We start from the raw sequence: 20,056 nt of genomic DNA, 5'->3' as shown, positions 1-20,056 counted from the left end.
TGCAGCCCGATTACCGAGTTGTGCCAGCGCTGGCAATGCTGTATTGAACCGGCATGGTCGATACGCTTGCTCCCGCAGTTTCCGTGATGAAGATCGGTGCCGAAGATGACGTCGCCGTCGCCCTCCAGCCTTTGGAGGCCGGGGCGGACGTGCTCGTTGACGGGCAGCCGGTACGATTGCGCGATGCAATCCCGGCGGGGCACAAGTTCGCCGTCAGGGAGGTGGAACAGGGCGCGCCGGTGCGCCGCTATCGCGCGCCGATCGGCCTTGCCACCCGCGCCATCGCGGTGGGCGAGCATGTTCATACCCATAACGTGCGCACCGCGCTTTCGGGCGAGCAGGCCTATGCTTTCGACGGCGCGCGCGAGGAAGTGCGCGCTTCGGCTTCACCGCGCACATTCCAGGGCTATGTCCGCGCGGACGGAAGCGTCGGTACCCGCAACGAATTGTGGATCCTGCCTACTGTCGGCTGCGTTGGCCGGCTGGGCGAGCGGCTGGCGGCCAAGGCCAACCTGCTTGACGCACCGGGCGTGGACGGAGTCCATGCCTTCAACCACCCGTTCGGCTGTTCGCAGCTGGGTGCAGATCTTGACGGGACGGCGGCGGTCATCGCTTCGCTGGCGCTGAACCCCAATGCCGGAGGGGTGCTGCTGCTGGGGCTGGGCTGCGAATCGAACCAGCTTGAGCAATTGCTCCAGCGCATCCCCGAAGACCGCCGCGACCGTCTGCGCGTGCTGCGTGCCCAGTCGGCGGGCGACGAATTCGCTGCGGGGCAGGAATTAGTCGCCGAACTGATGGCGCTGATGGCGCAGGACCGCCGTGAGGACGTGCCGCTGGCGAAGCTGCGCCTTGGGGTAAAGTGTGGCGGGTCGGACGCGATGAGCGGCCTTACCGCCAATCCCCTGATCGGGCTGATGGCCGATGCGGTGACGCAGGCGGGCGGCGCCGCCATCCTGACCGAAATCCCCGAGATTTTCGGAGCAGAGAACCTGCTGCTCGAACGCGCCACGAGCAGGGACGTGTTCGACCGGCTCTCCACGCTGGTCAATTCCTTCAAGCGCTATTTTCTAGACCATGGCGAGCCGGTTTCGGAAAACCCCAGCCCCGGCAATATCGCGGGCGGCATCACCACACTGGAGGAAAAGTCGCTGGGCGCGGTGCAGAAGGGTGGCCTTGCCCCGGTGCGGGACGTCATCGGCTATGGCGAGAGGATCTCGCTGGATGCTTCTCTTGGCGGGCTGACGGTGCTGGAAGCGCCGGGCAACGACGCCGTCTCCACCACCGCGCTGGCGGCGGCGGGGGCAACGATCACCCTGTTCTCCACCGGGCGCGGGACGCCGCTGGGCAGCCCGGTGCCGACGGTGAAGATCGCCTCCAACCATGCCCTGGCGGAACGCAAGGCGGGCTGGATCGACTTCGACGCCGGGCTTGTGCTGGAACTTGGCATGGAAGGCGCGGCGGAAGAGCTGCTGACCCGCATCCTGGCCATCGCCAGTGGCGAGCCCGCGCGCAACGAGAGCAACGACGAACGCGCGATCGGTATCTGGAAGCGCGGCGTCACGCTGTAACATCTGACGCCGCAATGGCAGGGGCGAGGGGATGCTTCCCCCCGCCCGCAAGACAGATCAGTTCGCCTTGGGTGCCGCTGCAGAAGCGTCCACCGGCAGGCCGCCCAACTGGGTGACCAGCTTGGTATAGGCATCCAGATAGGCGAGCACGATGATCTGGCCGATCTGGGTGTTCTGGTATCCGCCACCGCCCGCCGCGCCGAAGGTGCCGCCGAAGAAGCCGCCGCCACCACCGCCGAAGCTGACGTCGGACTTGCGCGCATAGCCTTCGGTCAGCGCTTCTTCCACGGTGGTGCGGGCGTTGACGACGGACAAGGTCACGTTCGCCTCGCCTTTCTTGATGTTGAGGCCGCCCGCAATGGCGCCCACGCCGCGTCCAAACAGGCCGCCGACGCCGCCCAGCACGCCGCCAAGGCCGCCGCCGCCCGAGTTGTTGTTGGTGGAAACGATGTCCGGCTGCAGGAAGTAATCCGCAGCCTTGATCTGCCCCTTGCCGATGTTGGAGCCCTTCTGCAGTTCACCCTGCGCGGCCAGCGCGCGTTCCATGGCGCTGTTCTGCAGCGAGCGGCCACGATTGACCATGGTAAAACAGCCGGACTTCTGCACGAAGACGCGCAGGATCGCTTCGGGGCTGCCCAGGCTCAGTTCGCGCCACCACTGGTTGTCCGGCTCGACGATGGAGACGGTGCCCAGGTTCTTGGTGCAGACCGGGATCTGCTGCTGCCCCTTGTCCTGCAGCTTGCGACCGGACGACTGGTCGGCCAGCGCCGGAGTGGCCGAAACGACAGCAAGCGCGGCAAGCGCGCAGGCGAAAGTCTTCATCACGTGTGCTCCCATGTTTTTCCCGCGCCGCGAGCGCGCGAAGTGCCCGAACCCCTGGGCGACGAACTGCTTGTGCCACGTATTTTGCACGAACACATGACGTTGTCTTTGAGAATTTGTCGCATATTCGGATGCAATTGCGCTTTTTGAATCCGACAGCCGGGCGCGACGGTGCAGGCCCCGGCGATACTTCCGGGGCCGCATCGTCACGCGCAGATCAGGCGCCGATGATCTGCATCACCAGCGGCCTGGCTGTCAGGCTGTCCGACCCGTCGAGGATGCGCAGCGCTTCCGTCACGGCGCGTTCCGGCCCCGGATGCGTGACGACTGCCAGGATTACCTCGCCGTCCTGATCGGGATCGCCCTTCTGGATCAGGCTTTCGATCGATACACCGGCGTCGCGCATCGCCGCGGTGATGTCGGCAAGCACGCCGGGGCGGTCCGGCACTGTGAAGCGGATGTAGGCGCTGCCGACGCGGTGGCCGGTCTCCGCCGGTTCCATCGCTTCCAGTTCGCCTGCGGGCATGGAGAAAGCCGCGCCCTTTTCGCCGCGCGCGATGTCGATGATGTCGGCAACCACGGCGCTGGCGGTCGGGCCATCGCCTGCGCCTGCGCCCTGGAACAGCAGGCGACCCATGAAATTGCCCTCGGCGACGACGGCATTGGTCGCCCCGTCAACATGCGCCAGCGGATGGTCGATCGGCACCAGATGCGGACGCACCCGCTGGAACAGGCGCGACGAACCGCTGCTCCTGTCCACCCCGGCCATGCCCAGCAGGCGGATCACATAGCCCAGCGAACGGGCCTGCTCGATATCGGCGGCCTTGACACGGCTGATCCCCATCGTCTCCACCGTGTCGAAGCGAAGCTGCGATCCGAAGGCGATCGCAGCCAGGATCGACAGCTTGTGCGCCGCGTCGATGCCCTCGATGTCGAAAGTCGGGTCGGCTTCGGCGTACCCCAGCTTCTGCGCCTCGGCGAGGACGTCGGCAAAGTCGGCGCCGGTGTCCTCCATGGTGGAGAGGATGTAGTTGCAGGTGCCGTTGAGGATGCCGTACACCCGCTCGATCGCATTGGCGGCGGCGCCTTCGGACAGGCCCTTGATGACGGGAATGCCGCCCGCAACAGCCGCCTCGAACTTCAGCGCCACGCCCCGCGCTTCGGCGGCGGCGGCAAGTTCAAGCCCGTGGTGCGCGATCATCGCCTTGTTGGCGGTGACAAGGCTCTTGCCCCCGGCAATCGTGTTGCGGGCCAGCGCGAGGGCCGGGCCGTCGGAACCGCCGACCATCTCCACCACGACATCGACATCGTCCCGCGCGGCCAGCGCGGCGGTGTCGTCCACCCAGTCATAGGCCGACAGATCCACGCCGCGATCCTTGGTGCGGTCGCGTGCGCTGACGGCGGCGATGCGGATGGGACGGCGGGCGCGACGTGCGATCAGTTCCGCGTTCGTCTCGATGAGGCGGACAACGCCGCCTCCGACAGTTCCCAGTCCGGCAAGCGCAATATTCAGCGGTTCGGCCATGTCAGCTCCTTTTCGGAAGCGGGCCCTAAGGCAGGCCGGTTGGAATTTCCAGTCGTTTGCGCACGCAGCGTGCTGGCGCTCGGCCCTTTACTTCAAGGTGCGGGTGCATGGCCCCAGTTGCGACAGCACCAGCCGGTAATCGGCCAGCGCCTGCTGCTGCTCGGCGAAGGTGCCCGAGACGTTGGCGCCGGCAGGCGGTGTGCGGGGCAGGAAGCATGCGAGACGGTACCATTCCAGTGTTTCCGGTGCTGGCGGATGGCTCGTGTCTGCAACCAGTTCGGAGAACGACACGCCCCAGCTGGGCGCCTGGCCCTGCTCGTGCCTGACAGTGATGGACGCGGCGGAGCCGTCATCGGTGTTGAGGAAGATCTGCGTCTCGCCCTGGCCCGCAAGGGTGCCGGGTACGAACAGCATGTCACGCACGCCGGTGACCTTCGCGGGTGCATCCGGCGCGACCTGCGCTCGCAGGATGGAGCGCAGCCGTGTTTCGCGCGCCGGTGTCCAGAGCTGCTGCGCAGTGGGCCTTACCAGCTGCAGTTCACCGGGCCGTCCGGGCACCGGGCGGGCGAACAGGAAGACCTCCTGCTTCTTCAGCTTGGGGGCCTTGCCTTTGGCGTCCAGCGGCAGATCCACAAGATAGCGCACCGATTCGCCCAATGGTGCCCTGCCGGTCAAAAGCGCTCTGGTCTTGGCCTCTATATAAAAGCGTCCGTGTCCCGAAGTGAGGCCCGGCGCACGGGCATCTTCGACACGGGTCATCTTCGCGATCTGCACCTGCACGACAAGGCCTGCCGAATCGGCGAGGTCCGCAACGTCTGCGTAAGTGACCTCTCCGGGCGTTTCGAGCGGCCCCTGGGCGCTCGCTGCAATAGGTGCCAGCGCAAGGTAAGAACCCGCGAGAGCCGCTGCAAGGGGGCGCAAATTCAGTGGCATCGACGATAAACTCCGTGGAATTGCGTTGGCTTATAATCAGGACGGGCGGTTAATTCAAAATTGCACTGGATCAATCTCGCCTAACCGGGCATGAATTGCGCGTTAACCCCTTGTGGGCCGAAAGGCGTTGCGTGGGGGGGGCTTCACCGTTAAGAAGTCTTCAAAATGGGGCAAAAAACATCAAAAGCTCCTCGGTTCGCCTCCCGTAACGTATTGTCGTCGGATGGGTAGACTGTTAGCCGTCAGGGTGGGTAATTTGGGTTTTTCGTCATGGGGTCCACCTTTCCGGGGGGGGAGTCCATGGGCGCCTTTGGGCATGTCCTGTGCGGACCTCTGTCCGGGGCTTGGTAATGGAGTAAAGCGTCTGAATGGCTTACGCTGACCAGCAAATGAGCACCAACAAGGTTGTTGCTCTCGTCATCGTCGCCTTGATCCATGTCTTCGTCGGCTATGCGCTCGTCACCGGCTTGGCCTATGAGGCGGCGAAGAAGGTCATCAGCAAGGTGACCACCGTGGACATCAAGGAAGAGAAACCGAAGGAGGAAGAGCCGCCGCCGCCTCCGCCGGAGCAGCCCGATACGCCGCCGCCGCCCATCGTGGCGCCGCCGCCGCCTATCAACATCGCCCCGGCTCCGCCGCCGGTGCAGACCGTGATCACGCCGCCGCCGGCTCCGCCGGTGGTCATCACGACGGCAGCTCCCCCGGCACCGCCGGCTCCGCCGCCGCCGCCGGGCCCTTCGAAGGCTCGTGGCGTTCGCGCGAAGAACCAGGGTAGCTGGGCCGCTCGCATCCAGTCGAACTATCCGACCCGCGCCGCTCGTGAAGAGCGTGAAGGCCGCGTCGGCGTTCGCGTGACGATCGGTGCCGACGGCAAGGTTTCGGCTTGCTCTGTCTCCAGCTCGAGCGGCAGCCCCGACCTCGACGAGGCGGCGTGCGACGGCATGACGCGCTATGCGCGCTATGACCCGGCACTGGATGACGCCGGCAACCCGATTTCGGCGACCACGTCGACCGCGATCGTCTACAAGCTCAACTAATCTCCAAGGGGTCGGCTTCTTCGGTCATTGGGTAATTGGACCGACCGCCGATCACATCCTGCATTCTTCTTGAGAGGTAACTCGCATGCTTATCGTTGACATCCTGGCCGCTGCCGGCCAGGCCGCACCGCAGAACAAGTTCGGTTTCGCCGAGGCTCTGGAGCAGGGCGGTTTCATCGCCTACGCGACCGTCATCATCCTGGGCATCATGTCCTTCGGTTCGTTCTACATCCTGTTCACCAAGTGGTTCGAACAGTCGAAGATTCTGCGCCAGTTCGCCACCGTGCGCAGCACCTTCTGGCGCGCGCCGACCCTGCGTGAAGGCGCTGCCAAGCTCGAGAAGAACAGCGCATGGCGCCAGCTCGTCGAAGACGGCATCGCCGCTGAAGACCAGCACGCCAAGATGACCGACTCGCTCGAAGCCCACGACTGGCTGCACGGTTCGCTGTCGCGTTCGGAAGCGACGATCAACGCTCGCCTCGCCGGCGGCCTGCCGTTCCTCGCCACCGTTGGTGCGACCTCGCCGTTCATCGGTCTGTTCGGTACCGTCGTCGGCATCTACCGCGCTCTGATCGCCATCGGTCTCGCTGGTTCGGCTTCGATCGACAAGGTCGCAGGTCCGGTCGGTGAAGCTCTGATCATGACCGCCCTCGGTCTGCTCGTCGCCGTTCCGGCCGTGCTTGCCTACAACTACCTGCAGGCTCGCAACAAGCGCATCGCCGAACTGCTGACCGGCTTCTCGAACGACGTTCTCGCGAACATCAACTCGAAGGGTGCCATCAAGCCGACCGTCGCCGTGGCTCCTGCCAAGGCCGCTCCGGTCGCCGCCAAGCCGGCCACTCCCGCCAAGCCGTAAGAGTACGGGAAACAGGCGGGGTCTTCCTTCCTCGAAGGATGCCCTGCCCCCGTCGGGGTCACGAAAAGGGTGGCGGCTTTCAAGCATGCGAGAAGTCGCCGCCGACCCCCAGGCAACGCAAGGATTAGGATAAGACTATGGCGATATCCACGGGCGGAGGCGGTGCAGAGACACCGATGTCCGACATCAACACGACGCCGCTCGTCGACGTCATGCTGGTGCTGCTCATCATCTTCCTGATCGCGGTTCCGGTCGCGATCCAGACGATCGAAAAGCTGCGCATTCCCGTCATCGAAGCCGTCGAGTCGAAGGACAAGGTCGAAAACCTGCTCCTCACCGTCTCGACCACGGACGCTTCGGGCAAGAGCGCGGGTGAGCCCGGTTTCCAGGGCGCCAGCCGCGGCGGCGAATGCCGCATCTACATCAACAACGTGACGCCGGTGACTTCGCAGGAACTGCGCGACCAGGCTTTCAAGCGCCTCGATTCCATCGTAAAGCGTGAAGGCGGTGCCGCAGCCCTGATGGCGAACCCGGATCTCATCCCGCAGGTCCACATCCGCGGCGACGTGGAGGCCCCGTGGCGCTGCGTCGCAGGTGCGATCTACAACGTCCAGATTTCGGGTTATCCGACGGTTGGCTTCATCACCAACCCGATCGATCCGAACGGCTGACGCGCGGGAAACAGGAGTAACATCTCATGGCAATGTCAGGCGGCAAGGAAGATGGCTCGCCGATGATGGAGATGAACACGACGCCGTTGATCGACGTCATGCTCTGCCTCCTCATCATGTTCATCATGTCCATCCCCGTGGCGACGCACTCGATCGACATCGATCTGCCTGTCGCCACGCCTCCGACGGATACCCCGCCCCCGATCGATCCGGTCAAGAACAAGGTCGTGCTGACCAAGGACAGCATGATCCTGTGGAACGGAACCCAGATCGACCAGGGCCGGCTGATCCAGTCGCTCGAAGCGACGACCCACATGAACCCCGAGCCGGAACTCCAGTTCCAGCCCGAGCCGGAAGCCAGCTACGAGCTGTCGGCACAGGTTCTGCAGGTCATCAAGGCTTCTGCCGTCACGAAGTTCGGCTTCGTCGGCAACGAACAGTTCGCGACCTTCGACAAGTAAGCCGAAGTTCAAGAGACTGGTCTCGCAAGAGGCACCCAAAAGGGGCGGAGTGATCCGCCCCTTTTTTATGGCGCCTCAACGGTCGGCGGTCATGCGCCCTCTTCCTCTCCCGGATCCACGCGCATCGCCATGGACGCAAGGCTTTCCGCCTCGAGCAGAAGGTCATCGTCCGCAGCGCCGGAGGGAAGGCTCTCACGCCCGATCATCGACAGGGCAGGGACCGACAGCGGGCTGATCCGCTCAAGCACCACGTGGTCCACCTCGCGCGCGGCGCGATCGAGCACATCTGCAACGCGCGCGACGTCCGTCATACGGGCACGCGCGTCGGCCCAGGCGGCCTGGATCAGCAGGTGATCGGGTTCGTACTTGCGCAGCACATCGTAGATGAGATCGGTGGAGAACGTCACCTGTCGCCCCGACTTGCGCTTGCCCGGCTGCTGCCGCTCGACCAGTCCGGAAATCACCGCCACCTCGCGAAAGGCGCGCCGCAGCAGGTATGATTGCTGGACCCAATCGACGAATTCATGTGTCAGTATATCGGGCGAGAGCAAGGCTGCCGGGTCCGCCACCGGCTTCAGGCCCCAGACCACGAGAGTATAGTCCGTCGCCACGAAACCCAGCGGGCCCAGCCCGCGCTCTTCCATGCGCCGGGTCACCAGCATACCCAGCGACTGGTTCGCGTTCCACCCTTCGAAGGTGTAATAACTGGTGTAGGCCAGCCCCCGATGCGGAAAGCTTTCCACCAGCAGCCGCCCCGGCGCCGGCAGGTGAGATCGCCAGTCCTGCACCTCCAGCCATTCGCGCACGTCATCCGGAAAGCGCGACCATCCCGCGCGGTCTGACAGCATGGCGCGCACCCGATCGGCCAGATGGGTAGAGATCGGCATCCGCTGTCCAGAGTAGCTGGGGATCGTCGCGGAGCGCTTTGCCGCGCGCACGATCAATTCCAGATCCTTGAGCGCTTCCACTTCAAGGTCCATCCCGGCAAACCGGAACGTATCGCCCGGCTCCAGGCTGGCCCCGAAGCCTTCCTCCACCTTGCCGAGCGAGCGCCCGTTGCGAAAGCGCACGTCGAGCATCTCGGCATCGACGATTATCCCCGCGTTGAGCCGATGCCGCGCGGCATGTTCCGGGTGGGAGAGCCGCCAGGTTCCGTCACGATCGCGCACGATGCGGCGGAAACGGTCGTAGGAGCGCAGGGCGTATCCACCTGTCGCGACGAATTCCAGCACCCGCGCGAAGACTGTTTCGTCCACCCATGCATAACTCAGGCAAGATCGGACTTCAGCCAGCAGATCATCTTCGCGAAATGACCCGGCGCAGGCCACGCCCATGACATGCTGCGCCAGCACATCCAGACCGCCGGGGCGGAAGGGGTCACCGTCGCGCTGACCTTCGCGCACGGCCTGCTGCGCGGCGAACGCCTCCAGGAATTCGAAGCGGTTTCCCGGCACCAGTACCGCCTCGCTGGGGCAGTCCAGCCGGTGATTGGCGCGCCCGATGCGCTGCAACAGGCGTGACGATCCCTTGGGCGCGCCCATCTGCACTACGAGGTCGATGTCGCCCCAGTCGATGCCCAGGTCGAGGCTGGCGGTGCAGACCAGCGCCCGTAGGCGACCGTCAGCCATGGCCGCTTCCACCTTGCGCCGCGCCTCCTTCGACAGCGAACCGTGGTGGATGCCGATCGGCAGGTTGCCTTCGTTCGCGTCCCACAGTTCCTGGAAGATGTATTCGGCCAGGAACCGCGTGTTGGTGAAGACCAGCGTGGTGCGATGCGCGCGTATCTGTTCGATCAGTTGAGGAATGGCCCAGGTGGCGGCATGACCGCTCCAAGGGATGCGTTCTTCGCGCGGGAGCAGGATTTCCACCTGTGGCGGTGCACCCGGTTCTCCGTGGACGAGCTCGACGCCGTCGATCTCACCCCAGGGCGCCAGCCAGCCGCGATAGTCGTCGGGCTCGGCCAGGGTCGCGGACAAGGCGGCGCGTTGCAGCCCCGCCGCCATGGCCTGAAGCCGACCGAGCGACAGCGCCAGAAGATCGCCGCGCTTGCCGTTGGCGAAGGCGTGCACCTCGTCGATCACAACGCGCTTGAGCCCGGCGAAAAGCTCCGGCGCTTCGGGATAGGTCAGCAGCAGAGACAGCGATTCGGGTGTGGTCAGCAGTACATGGGGCGGGCGGGCACGCTGGCGAGCCTTGCGATCGGACGGGGTGTCGCCGCTGCGGGTCTCGACCCTGATCGGGAGCCCCATCTCTTCGATTGGCGCAAGGAGGTTGCGCTGGACGTCGGTGGCCAGCGCCTTCAACGGTGAGACATAGAGCGTGTGCAGACCCTCCGGTGGCTTGCCGTCGAGGCGCGATGGGCAGAAGGCCGCCAGCGTCGGCAGGAAGCCGGCCAGCGTCTTTCCTGCGCCGGTGTCAGCGACCAGCAGTGCGTGCTGCCCGCGATCGGCCGCTTCCAGCATTTCGCGCTGGTGCCGACGCACCCGCCAGCCACGCGCATCGAACCAGGCGGCGATCTCGGGCGGAACAAAGCCGGGGGGCGGGGGGGCAGATGGGGACGTCATCGGGGGCAGCTTATCGACACTGTGAGGAAAAGCACCGGCATGGATGCGGTTTCAGGCAGCACAAAAACTGGCGTCAGGCCGGTGTCCTGCTCACGCCGGACGCTGCCAGTTGAGCGTCGATCCGGCCCACCAGCCGCTCCAATCCTTCGGGCGTGTCACTTTCCGCACGCGCCGTCAGCGCCGCCTGCGTGTTGGAGGCGCGCAGCAGCCACCAGCCGTCGGCAGTGTCCACGCGCACCCCGTCGAGATCGTTCACCTGTGCACCGGAGGCGGCCAGGCGGGCGCGCACTTCGTTTATCACCGCGAACTTGCGCGTTTCCGCAACCGTGAAGCGCAGTTCGGGGGTGGTGCAGGTATGCGGCATCGCGTCGCGAAGGTCGGCCAGCGGCGTTGCGGAGCCCACGACGGCGGCGATCAGGCGGACCGCGGCGTAGAGGCCATCGTCAAAGCCGAACCAGTCGTCGGCGAAGAAGAAGTGGCCGCTCGTCTCGCCGCCTAGCAGTGCGCCGGTCTGCTTCATTCTGGATTTTATATGGGAATGCCCTGATGGGGCCATTTCCGCCACGCCGCCAAGTGCAGTCACTGCATCGAACACCGCGCGGGATGCCTTGACGTCGGCGATGACCCTGGCACCGGGATGCCGCAACAGGACATCATGCGCGAAGATCGCAAGGAGCGCGTCCGCATCGAGCACCCGGCCCAGCGCATCGATCACTCCGAGTCGGTCGGCATCGCCATCGAAAGCTACTCCGAAATCGAGGTTCTTCGCCGCGACGAGCGCCCGCAGGTCTGCAAGGTTCGCCTCGACCGTGGGATCGGGATGGTGGTTCGGAAAGCGGCCGTCCACTTCGGAGAAGAGTAGATGATGTTCGCCGGGAAGCAACGAAGTCAGACGTTCGAGAGCGGGCCCGGCTGCCCCGTTGCCGGCATCCCAGCCGATGCGCAGGGCGGCAACGTCATTCGGCTGGATGCCCTCCAGTCCGGCCAGCAGCGCTGCGACGTAAACAGGCAGGACATCGTGTTCCCGGATGCGACCAGGTCGGTCTGGAACGGTGCCGGCGCCGACGGCGCAGCGGGCGCCCAGCCGCGCGATCTGCTCGCCAAAATAGGGCGCGCCGCCAAGAACCAGCTTGAAGCCATTGTGATCGGCGGGATTGTGGCTACCAGTTACCTGAATGCCGCCATGCACCTGTGGCGTTGACGCTTCGGCGAAGTAGAGCATCGGCGTGGCGGCCAGTCCGATCCGGATAACATCGACGCCGCCCTCGACCAGCCCGGCGACCAGGGCCTGCTCCAGTTCCGGCGAACTGAGCCGCCCGTCGCGACCCACGACCACGGTGGCAGGATCGGCGGAGTGGTCGACACCGGCTGCCATAACGAAGCCGTCAGAACCCGCCTCAGCGGCTCCGGGACCGTCCATCTTGAGATCGCCCGGTGCCGAGCCTTGCACTCCAGATTTCCCGGCCTGGCAGATGTCCCGCCCGGCGTTCCCTGATCCCGGTTGATCCAGCTTCAGGCCATGTGCGCCAGCGCTCAGAGTTTCAAGCACGAAGGCGGCAAAGCTGCGCCCGATGGCACGGGCGTCGGCAGGAAACAGCGTCTCGCCGAAAATGCCCCGAACGTCATACTCACGCAGGATGGAGGGATCGAAGTGGTGTGCTTGGGTCATGAACGGGGCAGTCCTTTGCATCCATCCGGCCTTTGCATCCATCTGGCGCATCTTTCGGTGGGACTGCAATGCCGCTCGATCGGCAAGTTGGTGTCCTGTTCCGAAGATCACAGAAATCAGATCGATCCGGAAAGGCTACACTCCCAGCCATTCCAGCCCGGCGGGAAGATCGAAAGCAGCATAATCGACCTGCAGCACCCGACGGCGGCCGGGCTGCGTGGCAACGTCGGAAGCGTGGAGAACCAACGTCGCATAGAGCCAGACATCGCCCGCCACCGAGAGGCAGGTGCGGATTCCACAGTCGCGCACGACCGCTGCGATCCGGGCTTCGGGCACCATGCCCCGCGCATGTGATCCCGGCGCGACCATGAGCGGAGCGTTGGATTGCGGAACATCGTCCAGATGGGCCCGAAGCGTGATCATGCGGCTCAGCAGTTCGGCTGGCGGCGCGACGTGGTGGAGGCCTCGCTTCACCGTCCATGGCCCGAAGCCGGGCACCTCGCGTCTCTCTCGCACGCAAATCGTGCGGTCCTGATGCCATGCGAGCGACCAGTTGGTCTTTTCGGTCTTGTCGAACAGGATGGCGCGCACAGCGCGGGTGCCGGGACCAAGAATACCGGCGGCGAGCGCACCGATGCAGCCGCCGGGTGCCAGCATCGGTCGCAGCGGCTCGATACCGTGCAGTCGGATTCCCGCCTCGTCGCAAGGCAGATGCGCGACGGCGGATTTCAGGTCTTCAAGACAAGGCATCGCCGCACCTGCCAGCAGGTGCGCGCCTTCGCGCCGCAGCGCTGCCGCTATCGGGTGCTCGTCGCCGGGGGTGATGCCGCCCGCCCCGCTCACCCCTCTGCCGGAAGCTGGGCCAGCAGGAGGTCACGGGCGGCGTTGGCTTCGTGGACCTGTTCGGAGCTGCCGCCCCGGTCGGGATGGACCAGCGCCAGACGACGGCGGTGGGCTTCGACGATGGCGCGGCGATCCGCACCTGCTTCCACGCCGAGCAGGGCGCGGGCCTGTGCCGTCGCGAATGAGGGGCCGCTGGCCTTCGGGCCGGCCAGCTTTTTCTGCCAGGGCCAGCGGTTGGTGATCATGCGGAACACCAGACAGGCCAGCAGGGCGATGGAGAGCAGCTTGATCATGCGCCTTGACCCGTCAGTCCGCCAGCGCCAGCTGCGGTTCGCGCCTGGCGGGCATGGGCAGGTTGAGACCCGCCACCAGCCCGCGCAGCTCCTGCCGCGCGACGAGATGGCTGGTCCCAAGATCGCCCAGGTGCCCCTTGTCGAGCAGCGTCAGGCCCGATGGGAACAGTTCGCGGAAGATGACGCGTTCGGAAAGGCCGGCTGCGACGCGGAAGCCCGCACGCTTGGACAATTCCTGAAGCGCGCCGTCGATGCGGCGCATGTTGCGCGCTTCCACATGCTGGACACGGTTGCGCACAACGACCCAGTCGAGTTCGCGGCGGCCTTCCTCGATGGTCTTGAGGCCGCGCTTCTTGCGCGCTTCCCACATGACTTCGGCGTAGAACGACAGGCGCTTCACCTTGAAGGTTTCGCTCTCGACCTGCCCCAGAAGGTCGAAATCGACGAAGCTGTCGTTCAGCGGCGTCACCAGCGTGTCCGCCGTGGTGGCGACGTGGCGGGCGAAAGGGTCGTCGCGGCCCGGCGTGTCGAACACCAGAAAGTCGTAGCCCTCGGCGATCTGCTCGGCGAGATCGTCAAGTTCGGCCACGTCGTCGCCGTCGTAGACCGCGAAGCGGGCGCCGGGCAGGGCGATCTCGCGCTTGCGCTCGGTCTCGATGCGGTTTTCAAGGTAGCGGTAGAGCGTGCGCTGTCGGTGATCGAGGTCGATGCAGGCGACGTTGGCGCCCTGATAGGCGAGCGCGATGGCGACATGGACGGCTGTGGTGGACTTGCCGGTGCCGCCCTTCTCGTTGGCGAAGACGATGCGATGCGCTGTCACGTGACCGTTATCCTGCTCGCGCGGCCGGTCGCCCGGCCGACGTTGAAATCATTGCCCCCGAAGGTGTTGCGGGGCTAATGCCCCCCAAGAGCACCTTTCGGTCGCGCCCATCATACCGGAGCAGCCAAGCCCAATGCAAACCGTCCATGCCCTTGATCCACTACGCAATGCGGTTGCCGACCTTCACAAGGCGGGGGCGGTGGCGCTTGTGCCCACGATGGGTGCACTTCACGAGGGCCATCTGACGTTGGTTCGCGAGGCGAAGGCGCAGGCGAAAAGCGTCGTCGTCTCGATCTTCGTGAACCCGCTGCAGTTCGGCGCGAACGAGGATCTGGACGCCTATCCGCGCCAGTTGGCCCGCGACTCGGCGTTGCTGGAGACAGAGGGCGTGGATCTGCTGTGGGCGCCCACGGTGGAGGCGATGTACCCGGCGGGCTTCGCGTCCAACATCGCCGTGGCGGGGGTCAGCGAAGGGCTGTGCGGCGCGGCGCGGCCCGGCCACTTCGATGGGGTCGCGACGGTTGTGTGCAAGCTGTTCAACCAGGTCATGCCCGATGTCGCCCTGTTCGGCGAGAAGGACTGGCAGCAGTTGGCGGTCATCCGCCGCATGGCGCGCGATCTGGACCTGACGCGCCCTGCCGCCGACGCCGTGCTGGGCGTGCCGACTGTGCGGGAGGCGGACGGCCTCGCCATGTCCTCTCGCAATGCCTACCTTTCGGCTGAGGAGCGGCAGGCCGCCGTCGCGCTTCCGGCCGCGATGCGCCGGGCTATCGCGGCGATTGAGGGCGGCGCCGACGTGCCCGTCACGCTGGCCCGCCTGCAGGCCGACATTCTGGAGGGTGGCTTCCGCTCGATCGATTATGCCGAACTTCGCGATGCCGATGACCTGACGCCGCTTTCCGCGCGTTCCGACCGTCCGATGCGGCTGATCGTCGCGGCGCGGATCGGGCCGGCGCGATTGATCGACAACATGCCGGTTGCGCCCGGCTGAACGTCAGGGGGCGCGGATTTCCCCCTTGGCGATCTTATCGGCGTCCGATCCCGCAGGCGCTTCGGGAATGGTCGACAGGTCGATGATGTAGGGCTGCTCCACCGAGCCGAAGGTGGCGGTGGGCTTGCCTTTGAAGATGCCGCCGCCTGCCACGTCGGGGGTGTGTAGCCGCCCGTCGCGGGTGCCGGCGGCGCCCGTGGGGTCGTCTTGCGCGGTGGAGGGGACGCGGAACTGATCGGTTTCGGGGGCGCAGACCACGATTTCACCCTGGCGTATGGTGCGCAGACACGCATTGCGCGACGTGTCCTTGGTGACGCGACCGTTGTTGCCGAGCATCCTTTCGGCGATGGCGCGGTCGCTCAGTACACCGGCACTTTGCGCGGGCGTCGATCCCTGCTGCGCCAGCGCCGGAACCGACGTCAATGCAACGCCAACGATTGCAGCCCTGAAAACGAATATGCGGCTTCTCGACAATGCAAAGTCCTCTGTCTAAGCGGTTCCGACCCTTTTCCTCCCTGGATGACTCCGGAGTGAACATGCCTGAAAACGTGACCCCCGCAAGCCATGTCCTCGATCGCGTTCTTGTCCTTGAAATGGTGCGCGTCACCGAAGCTGCCGCCATCGCCGCATCCCGGCTGGTGGGCCGGGGTGACGAGAAGGCAGCCGATCATGCCGCAGTGGAGGCAATGCGCAAGGCCTTTGACGAACTCTACATCGACGGCACCGTGGTGATCGGCGAGGGCGAGCGGGACGAGGCGCCGATGCTGTTCATCGGCGAAAAGGTGGGCGGCGCGCCGGGCAAGGGTCCGAAGATCGACATCGCGCTCGACCCGTTGGAGGGCACCACGATCACCGCCAAGGCCGGGCCGAACTCGCTGGCGGTGCTGGCGGCGGCGGAAGAGGGCGGCCTGCTGAATGCTCCCGACGTCTACATGGAGAAGATCGCGGTCGGGCCCGGCTATCCCGACGGGATCATCGACCTTACCCGCACGGCCACCCAGAACGTGGAAGCGGTGGCTGCGGCCAAGGGCGTCAAGCCGTCCGACATCATCGTCTGCGTGCTCGACCGGCCCCGGCACGAGCCGCTGATCGCCGAACTGCGCGAGATCGGCTGCGGCGTGGTGCTGATCGGCGACGGCGACGTGGCGGGCGTGATCGCGGTGACCGACGAGGACACCACGATCGACCTCTACATGGGGTCCGGCGGTGCGCCTGAAGGCGTGCTGGCGGCAGCGGCGCTGCGCTGCGTGGGCGGGCAGTTCAACGGCCGCCTGCTGTTCCGCAATGACGATGAACGCGCCCGCGCACGCAAGTGGGGTATCAGGGACTTCGACAAGATCTACAAGCTGGAAGACCTGGCCAAGGGCGACTGCATCTTCGCCGCCACCGGCGTCACCGGCGGGTCGCTACTGGACGGGGTGAAGCACCGCAAGGGGGGCATCATGACCACCGAAAGCGTGGTGATGCGTGCCAGCTCGGGCACGGTGCGCTGGATCCGGGGCGAGCATCGCAGCTGAGCTGTCGAAGCTGGAACTTTCGAAGCCTTGGGCGGCAGACCCGTTGCGGTGACGAAAACCGCCCCCCGACTATTGCATTCCGGCGACACCCGGCTACAGGGCCGGTCCCAACGACGCTCACGAACCGTCACGGGGATTCGCAAATGAAGATCATGTCCGGCAACAGCAACCTGCCGCTCGCACGCGCGATTGCAGGTTATCTCGAACTGCCGCTCACCGACGCCAGCGTGCGCCGCTTTGCGGACGAGGAGATCTTCGTAGAAATCCATGAAAACGTGCGCGGCGAAGACGTCTTCGTGGTCCAGCCGACCAGCTACCCCGTCAACGACAACCTGATGGAACTGCTGATCTGCATCGACGCGCTGCGCCGTGCCTCTGCGAAGCGCATCACGGCGGTGATCCCGTACTTCGGCTATGCCCGCCAGGACCGCAAGCCCGGCCCGCGCACGCCGATCTCGGCCAAGCTGGTTGCCAACCTGCTGACCGAAGCGGGCGCCGACCGCGTGCTGTCGGTGGACCTGCACGCCGGGCAGATCCAGGGCTTCTTCGACATCCCGACCGACAACCTGTTCGCCGCCCCGGTGATGGCTGCGGACATTCAGGCCCGCTACGGCGACCAGTCGCTGATGGTGGTATCGCCCGACGTCGGCGGCGTGGTGCGCGCCCGCGCGCTGGCCAAGCGTCTTGACAACGCGCCGCTGTCGATCGTCGACAAGCGCCGCGACAAGCCGGGCCAGTCGGAAGTCATGAACATCATCGGCGACGTCAAGGGCCGTGCCTGCATCCTGATCGACGACATCATCGATTCGGGCGGCACCCTGTGCAACGCCGCGCAGGCGCTGATGGATGCGGGCGCGGTCAGCGTCACCGCCTACATCACGCACGGCGTCCTGTCGGGCGCGGCGGTCAGCCGAGTGACCAATTCGGCGCTCAAGGAACTGGTCATCACCGACTCGATCCAGCCGACCGAGGCGGCCAAGGCTTCGGACAAGATCCGCATCCTGCCGATCGCCCCGCTGCTGGGCGAAGCGATCCGCCGCATCGCCGACGAAAGCTCCGTCTCCAGCCTGTTCGACTGAGCGGAGCCCCCCGCGAGCCCTGCGGTCAGGCCGTCATTCCCGCCTGAGCGGTGTAGCGCCTCATTCCCACGGTCGGCTCTGCCCCGGTTCCAGCCGGTGCAGGGCCTCTAGCCGGTGCGCCTGGCGCGATTCCAGCGTCAGCGTCATCAGCGGCTGGGGGCGAGCCACGAACTGACGCGGTGACATGCCGAACAGCTCGGTGAATTCGTGGATGAGGTGGCTCTCATCGTAATAGCGCAGGGCCATCTCCTCGCCTTCCGCCGAATCCGCCACCCCGCGCAGATGGCTGGCCATGTCGAGCGCGCGGGCGCGGCGCAGGGCCTGTTTGGGCGGCATCCCGAAATCACGGCTGACCAGGCGTTCCAGCTTGCGACGGTCCACGCCGCATTCTTCCGCGATTTCGCTGACCGACAGGCCGGGGTTGCGGAAGCACATTTCCTCGAACTTCACCGCCAGCGGGCTGGGTTCGCGGCCACCAAGGCCGGCCACCTGGCTGCGCACCAGATCCTCGATTGCCAGCAGCCACTCCTCGGGAGAAGCGCCGGGCTTGAGAACGTTCATGAAGTCGTCGGAAGGGGCGGTCATGACGTCGGTGGGGACGATCCGGTCGATGAACTGGCCGACGTGCGGCAGGCGCAGCGACGTGCCGGTGCCGGGCCTTATCGCATAGCCCACGGAAATGAAGCTGCCCGTCACCGATACCGGCATGCGCCGGGAATGCGGCCCGAAGTAGTAGGCTCCGCCCCGGGTCGTCACCGGACCATCGATGGTCTGCGCCGTCCAGTCCCCGGCCAGCAGGATGCGGACGCAGGCGGTGTCGTTGAAGATCCCGCACGAAACCGTGTAATCGTGCGGCATGTCCACCTTGGTCACGTACAGCCGGCCGATCCACGGCGCGATGTCCGCAGCCGGGGCACGGTTGTAGGATAAGGGTTGCCCTTGGCGTGTAATGCCCTGTTGCGGCGCGATCGCGGGATCGGCCGCAGGACGAATCCTGCGTTGCATGACCACTCTGGATGTATCTGGCGGAAAAGATGCCCCCGAAACGCGATAATTGCGCAAAGCTGGCACGGCAATGCAGGATTGGCGACAGCGCCTGTGACACACCTGACATTTTCTTGCAGGTTGACCCTGAAAATCCAAGAAACTTGACCGCATCGGCATCCGAAAGGCACAGCGGCATCATGAAACTCGATTCCGACATAGCGCTTGCCCTGCGCCTCGCCGACGCGGCGGGAGAAGCGATTCGCCCGCATTTCCGCACCGGTCTCACCGGGGATCGCAAAGCAGACGCATCGCCCGTCACCGTTGCCGATCGCGCCGCCGAAGAGGCGATGCGCCGCATCCTCAAGGCCGAAGTCCCGCGCGACAGCATCATCGGCGAGGAATTCGGCACCGAGCAGGGCGGATCGAACCGCACTTGGGTGCTGGACCCCATCGACGGCACCGTGTCGTTCATCGGCGGGCGGCCCATATTCGGCACCCTGATCGCGCTGCTGGTGGACGGCTGGCCAGTGCTGGGCGTGATCGACCAGCCCATCCTGAAGGAGCGCTGGGTGGGCGCCAGCGGCCATCCCACCACCTTCAACGGGCAGCAGGTGCGCACGCGTGCCTGCCGCGAACTGTCGGACGCGATGATGGCCACTACAGGCCCTCAATATTTCGGTGACCAGCAGGGTGAGCACTTCATGGCTTTGGCGGCGAAAACCGACCACAAGCGCATGATGTTCGGCGGCGACTGCTACAACTACGGCCTGCTTGCCAGCGGCAACCTCGACCTGATCTGCGAGGCGGGCCTGAAGCTGCACGACTGGGCGGCGCTGGTCCCCATCGTCGAGGGCGCGGGCGGCACCATGTGCGACTGGAACGGCGAGCCCCTGAACGCCAGTTCCGGCGGCGAAGTCCTGGCGATCGGCGATCCCGCGCGGCTGGAGGACGTGATCGAGGCGATGGCGGGGCATCATGACCATCACGATGACGGGCACGGGCACGGGCACGGGCACGATCATCACCATTAAGTCGCCTTGGCCGCGCCGGACGGTGAACACGCGGCTTGCCATCGGCCCGATCTGCCACTAAGGGCGCGTCCTTCAATCGACACGGTCGAGTCTCCTCTCGGGGAGATTCGCGGGTCGGCCTGGCGAAAAGGGCTGCCATGGCCGGCGGGACGTGTCCCGATCAAAGGAGACGAAAATGCCCAAGCTGAAGACCAAGAGCGGCGTGAAGAAGCGCTTCAAGCTCACCGCCACCGGCAAGGTGAAGCACGGCGTCGCCGGCAAGCGCCACCGCCTCATGAGCCACAACGGCAAGTACATCCGCCAGAACCGCGGCACCGAAGTCATCTCTGACGCCGATGCCAAGGTTATCAAGAAGTGGGCGCCCTACGGGCTCAACTGAGGAGTACTGA

The 20,056-nt window shown here is 65.6% G+C and carries 20 protein-coding genes; 10 read left to right on the top strand and 10 right to left on the bottom strand.

Annotation, left to right across the window (positions count from 1 at the left end):
* Positions 1-53 precede the first annotated feature (53 nt).
* Positions 54-1,568: a UxaA family hydrolase gene (locus GGR40_RS08000; RefSeq protein WP_429275697.1), complete on the top strand. Its 1,515-nt coding sequence runs from the start codon at positions 54-56 to the stop codon at positions 1,566-1,568.
* A 57-nt stretch (positions 1,569-1,625) separates the two neighbouring features.
* On the opposite strand, the gene GGR40_RS07995 is transcribed toward GGR40_RS08000, so the two are convergent.
* From GGR40_RS07995 to GGR40_RS07985, 3 genes are all read right to left on the bottom strand, one after another.
* On the bottom strand, positions 1,626-2,390 hold the full coding sequence (locus GGR40_RS07995; RefSeq protein ID WP_429275696.1) for a CsgG/HfaB family protein: 765 nt from the start codon (positions 2,388-2,390) through the stop codon (positions 1,626-1,628).
* Between the two features lie 217 nt (positions 2,391-2,607).
* A complete protein-coding gene (locus GGR40_RS07990; protein ID WP_429275695.1) occupies positions 2,608-3,915 on the bottom strand; it encodes a homoserine dehydrogenase in 1,308 nt (435 codons plus the stop codon).
* An 87-nt stretch (positions 3,916-4,002) separates the two neighbouring features.
* Positions 4,003-4,848: a hypothetical protein gene (locus GGR40_RS07985; RefSeq protein WP_429275694.1), complete on the bottom strand. Its 846-nt coding sequence runs from the start codon at positions 4,846-4,848 to the stop codon at positions 4,003-4,005.
* Between the two features lie 368 nt (positions 4,849-5,216).
* Between GGR40_RS07985 and GGR40_RS07980 the strand changes: the two genes are divergently transcribed.
* The 4 genes from GGR40_RS07980 to GGR40_RS07965 all read left to right on the top strand — a co-directional run bounded on the left by GGR40_RS07980 (position 5,217) and on the right by GGR40_RS07965 (position 7,873).
* Positions 5,217-5,885, top strand: coding sequence for a TonB family protein (locus GGR40_RS07980; protein WP_429275693.1), 669 nt, complete (start codon positions 5,217-5,219; stop codon positions 5,883-5,885).
* A gap of 85 nt (positions 5,886-5,970) precedes the next feature.
* Positions 5,971-6,741 (top strand): MotA/TolQ/ExbB proton channel family protein, encoded by a 771-nt coding sequence (locus tag GGR40_RS07975; protein ID WP_429275692.1) that lies wholly within the window; start codon positions 5,971-5,973, stop codon positions 6,739-6,741.
* Positions 6,742-6,878: 137 nt separating this feature from the next.
* Positions 6,879-7,412, top strand: coding sequence for an ExbD/TolR family protein (locus GGR40_RS07970; protein WP_429275691.1), 534 nt, complete (start codon positions 6,879-6,881; stop codon positions 7,410-7,412).
* 26 nt (positions 7,413-7,438) lie between these two features.
* On the top strand, positions 7,439-7,873 hold the full coding sequence (locus tag GGR40_RS07965; RefSeq protein ID WP_429275690.1) for an ExbD/TolR family protein: 435 nt from the start codon (positions 7,439-7,441) through the stop codon (positions 7,871-7,873).
* Between the two features lie 89 nt (positions 7,874-7,962).
* Here GGR40_RS07965 and GGR40_RS07960 read toward each other — a convergent pair whose 3' ends face one another.
* The 5 genes from GGR40_RS07960 to GGR40_RS07940 form a co-directional block, all read right to left on the bottom strand.
* On the bottom strand, positions 7,963-10,437 hold the full coding sequence (locus tag GGR40_RS07960) for a ligase-associated DNA damage response DEXH box helicase (RefSeq protein ID WP_429275689.1): 2,475 nt from the start codon (positions 10,435-10,437) through the stop codon (positions 7,963-7,965).
* Positions 10,438-10,510: 73 nt separating this feature from the next.
* A complete protein-coding gene (pgmG, locus tag GGR40_RS07955) occupies positions 10,511-12,106 on the bottom strand; it encodes a phosphoglucomutase/phosphomannomutase PgmG (protein WP_429275688.1) in 1,596 nt (531 codons plus the stop codon).
* A 135-nt stretch (positions 12,107-12,241) separates the two neighbouring features.
* Positions 12,242-12,949: a phytanoyl-CoA dioxygenase family protein gene (locus tag GGR40_RS07950; protein WP_429275687.1), complete on the bottom strand. Its 708-nt coding sequence runs from the start codon at positions 12,947-12,949 to the stop codon at positions 12,242-12,244.
* Positions 12,946-13,242 carry a molecular chaperone DnaJ gene (locus GGR40_RS07945; RefSeq protein ID WP_429275686.1) on the bottom strand — a complete coding sequence of 99 codons (297 nt, stop codon included), beginning with the start codon at positions 13,240-13,242 and terminating at the stop codon, positions 12,946-12,948. Before GGR40_RS07945 ends, GGR40_RS07950 begins: the two co-directional genes overlap by 4 nt.
* A gap of 13 nt (positions 13,243-13,255) precedes the next feature.
* A complete protein-coding gene (locus GGR40_RS07940; protein WP_429275685.1) occupies positions 13,256-14,062 on the bottom strand; it encodes a division plane positioning ATPase MipZ in 807 nt (268 codons plus the stop codon).
* A 133-nt stretch (positions 14,063-14,195) separates the two neighbouring features.
* Between GGR40_RS07940 and panC the strand changes: the two genes are divergently transcribed.
* Complete coding sequence (panC, locus tag GGR40_RS07935) at positions 14,196-15,053, top strand: pantoate--beta-alanine ligase (RefSeq protein WP_429275684.1); 858 nt, start codon at positions 14,196-14,198, stop codon at positions 15,051-15,053.
* A 3-nt stretch (positions 15,054-15,056) separates the two neighbouring features.
* On the opposite strand, the gene GGR40_RS07930 is transcribed toward panC, so the two are convergent.
* On the bottom strand, positions 15,057-15,476 hold the full coding sequence (locus GGR40_RS07930) for a hypothetical protein (RefSeq protein WP_429275683.1): 420 nt from the start codon (positions 15,474-15,476) through the stop codon (positions 15,057-15,059).
* Positions 15,477-15,589: 113 nt separating this feature from the next.
* On the opposite strand from GGR40_RS07930, the gene glpX reads away from it, so the two are divergent.
* Both glpX and GGR40_RS07920 read left to right on the top strand, forming a co-directional pair.
* On the top strand, positions 15,590-16,570 hold the full coding sequence (gene glpX, locus GGR40_RS07925) for a class II fructose-bisphosphatase (RefSeq protein WP_429275682.1): 981 nt from the start codon (positions 15,590-15,592) through the stop codon (positions 16,568-16,570).
* 143 nt (positions 16,571-16,713) lie between these two features.
* Entirely contained in the window at positions 16,714-17,649 is a 936-nt protein-coding gene (locus tag GGR40_RS07920) for a ribose-phosphate pyrophosphokinase (RefSeq protein ID WP_429275681.1), read from the top strand.
* A gap of 60 nt (positions 17,650-17,709) precedes the next feature.
* Here the strand turns inward: GGR40_RS07920 and GGR40_RS07915 are convergent, their stop codons facing one another.
* On the bottom strand, positions 17,710-18,654 hold the full coding sequence (locus tag GGR40_RS07915; protein ID WP_429275680.1) for a helix-turn-helix transcriptional regulator: 945 nt from the start codon (positions 18,652-18,654) through the stop codon (positions 17,710-17,712).
* Between the two features lie 179 nt (positions 18,655-18,833).
* On the opposite strand from GGR40_RS07915, the gene hisN reads away from it, so the two are divergent.
* Together hisN and rpmI are read left to right on the top strand one after the other, a co-directional pair.
* Positions 18,834-19,667 (top strand): histidinol-phosphatase, encoded by an 834-nt coding sequence (gene hisN, locus GGR40_RS07910; RefSeq protein WP_429275679.1) that lies wholly within the window; start codon positions 18,834-18,836, stop codon positions 19,665-19,667.
* 175 nt (positions 19,668-19,842) lie between these two features.
* Entirely contained in the window at positions 19,843-20,046 is a 204-nt protein-coding gene (gene rpmI / locus GGR40_RS07905; protein ID WP_008829613.1) for a 50S ribosomal protein L35, read from the top strand.
* Positions 20,047-20,056: the final 10 nt, after the last annotated feature.

This window comes from Novosphingobium gossypii (assembly GCF_050433305.1).
GTDB classification, from domain to species: domain Bacteria; phylum Pseudomonadota; class Alphaproteobacteria; order Sphingomonadales; family Sphingomonadaceae; genus Novosphingobium; species Novosphingobium gossypii.
The sequence above is the reverse complement of the archived record's forward strand: the minus strand, read 5'-3'. Positions and strand labels throughout refer to the sequence as shown.

What these genes read in the sequence shown, in the direction of transcription:
- GGR40_RS07920 (WP_429275681.1), top strand. Translation starts at nt 16,714, where the DNA reads ATGAAGATCATGTCCGGCAACAGCAACCTGCCGCTCGCACGCGCGATT.
- GGR40_RS07985 (WP_429275694.1), bottom strand. Translation starts at nt 4,848, where the DNA reads ATGCCACTGAATTTGCGCCCCCTTGCAGCGGCTCTCGCGGGTTCTTAC.
- GGR40_RS07960 (WP_429275689.1), bottom strand. Translation starts at nt 10,437, where the DNA reads ATGACGTCCCCATCTGCCCCCCCGCCCCCCGGCTTTGTTCCGCCCGAG.
- rpmI (WP_008829613.1), top strand. Translation starts at nt 19,843, where the DNA reads ATGCCCAAGCTGAAGACCAAGAGCGGCGTGAAGAAGCGCTTCAAGCTC.
- hisN (WP_429275679.1), top strand. Translation starts at nt 18,834, where the DNA reads ATGAAACTCGATTCCGACATAGCGCTTGCCCTGCGCCTCGCCGACGCG.
- GGR40_RS07965 (WP_429275690.1), top strand. Translation starts at nt 7,439, where the DNA reads ATGGCAATGTCAGGCGGCAAGGAAGATGGCTCGCCGATGATGGAGATG.
- GGR40_RS07980 (WP_429275693.1), top strand. Translation starts at nt 5,217, where the DNA reads ATGGCTTACGCTGACCAGCAAATGAGCACCAACAAGGTTGTTGCTCTC.
- GGR40_RS07970 (WP_429275691.1), top strand. Translation starts at nt 6,879, where the DNA reads ATGGCGATATCCACGGGCGGAGGCGGTGCAGAGACACCGATGTCCGAC.
- GGR40_RS08000 (WP_429275697.1), top strand. Translation starts at nt 54, where the DNA reads ATGGTCGATACGCTTGCTCCCGCAGTTTCCGTGATGAAGATCGGTGCC.
- glpX (WP_429275682.1), top strand. Translation starts at nt 15,590, where the DNA reads ATGCCTGAAAACGTGACCCCCGCAAGCCATGTCCTCGATCGCGTTCTT.
- GGR40_RS07915 (WP_429275680.1), bottom strand. Translation starts at nt 18,654, where the DNA reads ATGCAACGCAGGATTCGTCCTGCGGCCGATCCCGCGATCGCGCCGCAA.
- GGR40_RS07945 (WP_429275686.1), bottom strand. Translation starts at nt 13,242, where the DNA reads ATGATCAAGCTGCTCTCCATCGCCCTGCTGGCCTGTCTGGTGTTCCGC.
- pgmG (WP_429275688.1), bottom strand. Translation starts at nt 12,106, where the DNA reads ATGACCCAAGCACACCACTTCGATCCCTCCATCCTGCGTGAGTATGAC.
- GGR40_RS07995 (WP_429275696.1), bottom strand. Translation starts at nt 2,390, where the DNA reads ATGAAGACTTTCGCCTGCGCGCTTGCCGCGCTTGCTGTCGTTTCGGCC.
- panC (WP_429275684.1), top strand. Translation starts at nt 14,196, where the DNA reads ATGCAAACCGTCCATGCCCTTGATCCACTACGCAATGCGGTTGCCGAC.
- GGR40_RS07990 (WP_429275695.1), bottom strand. Translation starts at nt 3,915, where the DNA reads ATGGCCGAACCGCTGAATATTGCGCTTGCCGGACTGGGAACTGTCGGA.
- GGR40_RS07975 (WP_429275692.1), top strand. Translation starts at nt 5,971, where the DNA reads ATGCTTATCGTTGACATCCTGGCCGCTGCCGGCCAGGCCGCACCGCAG.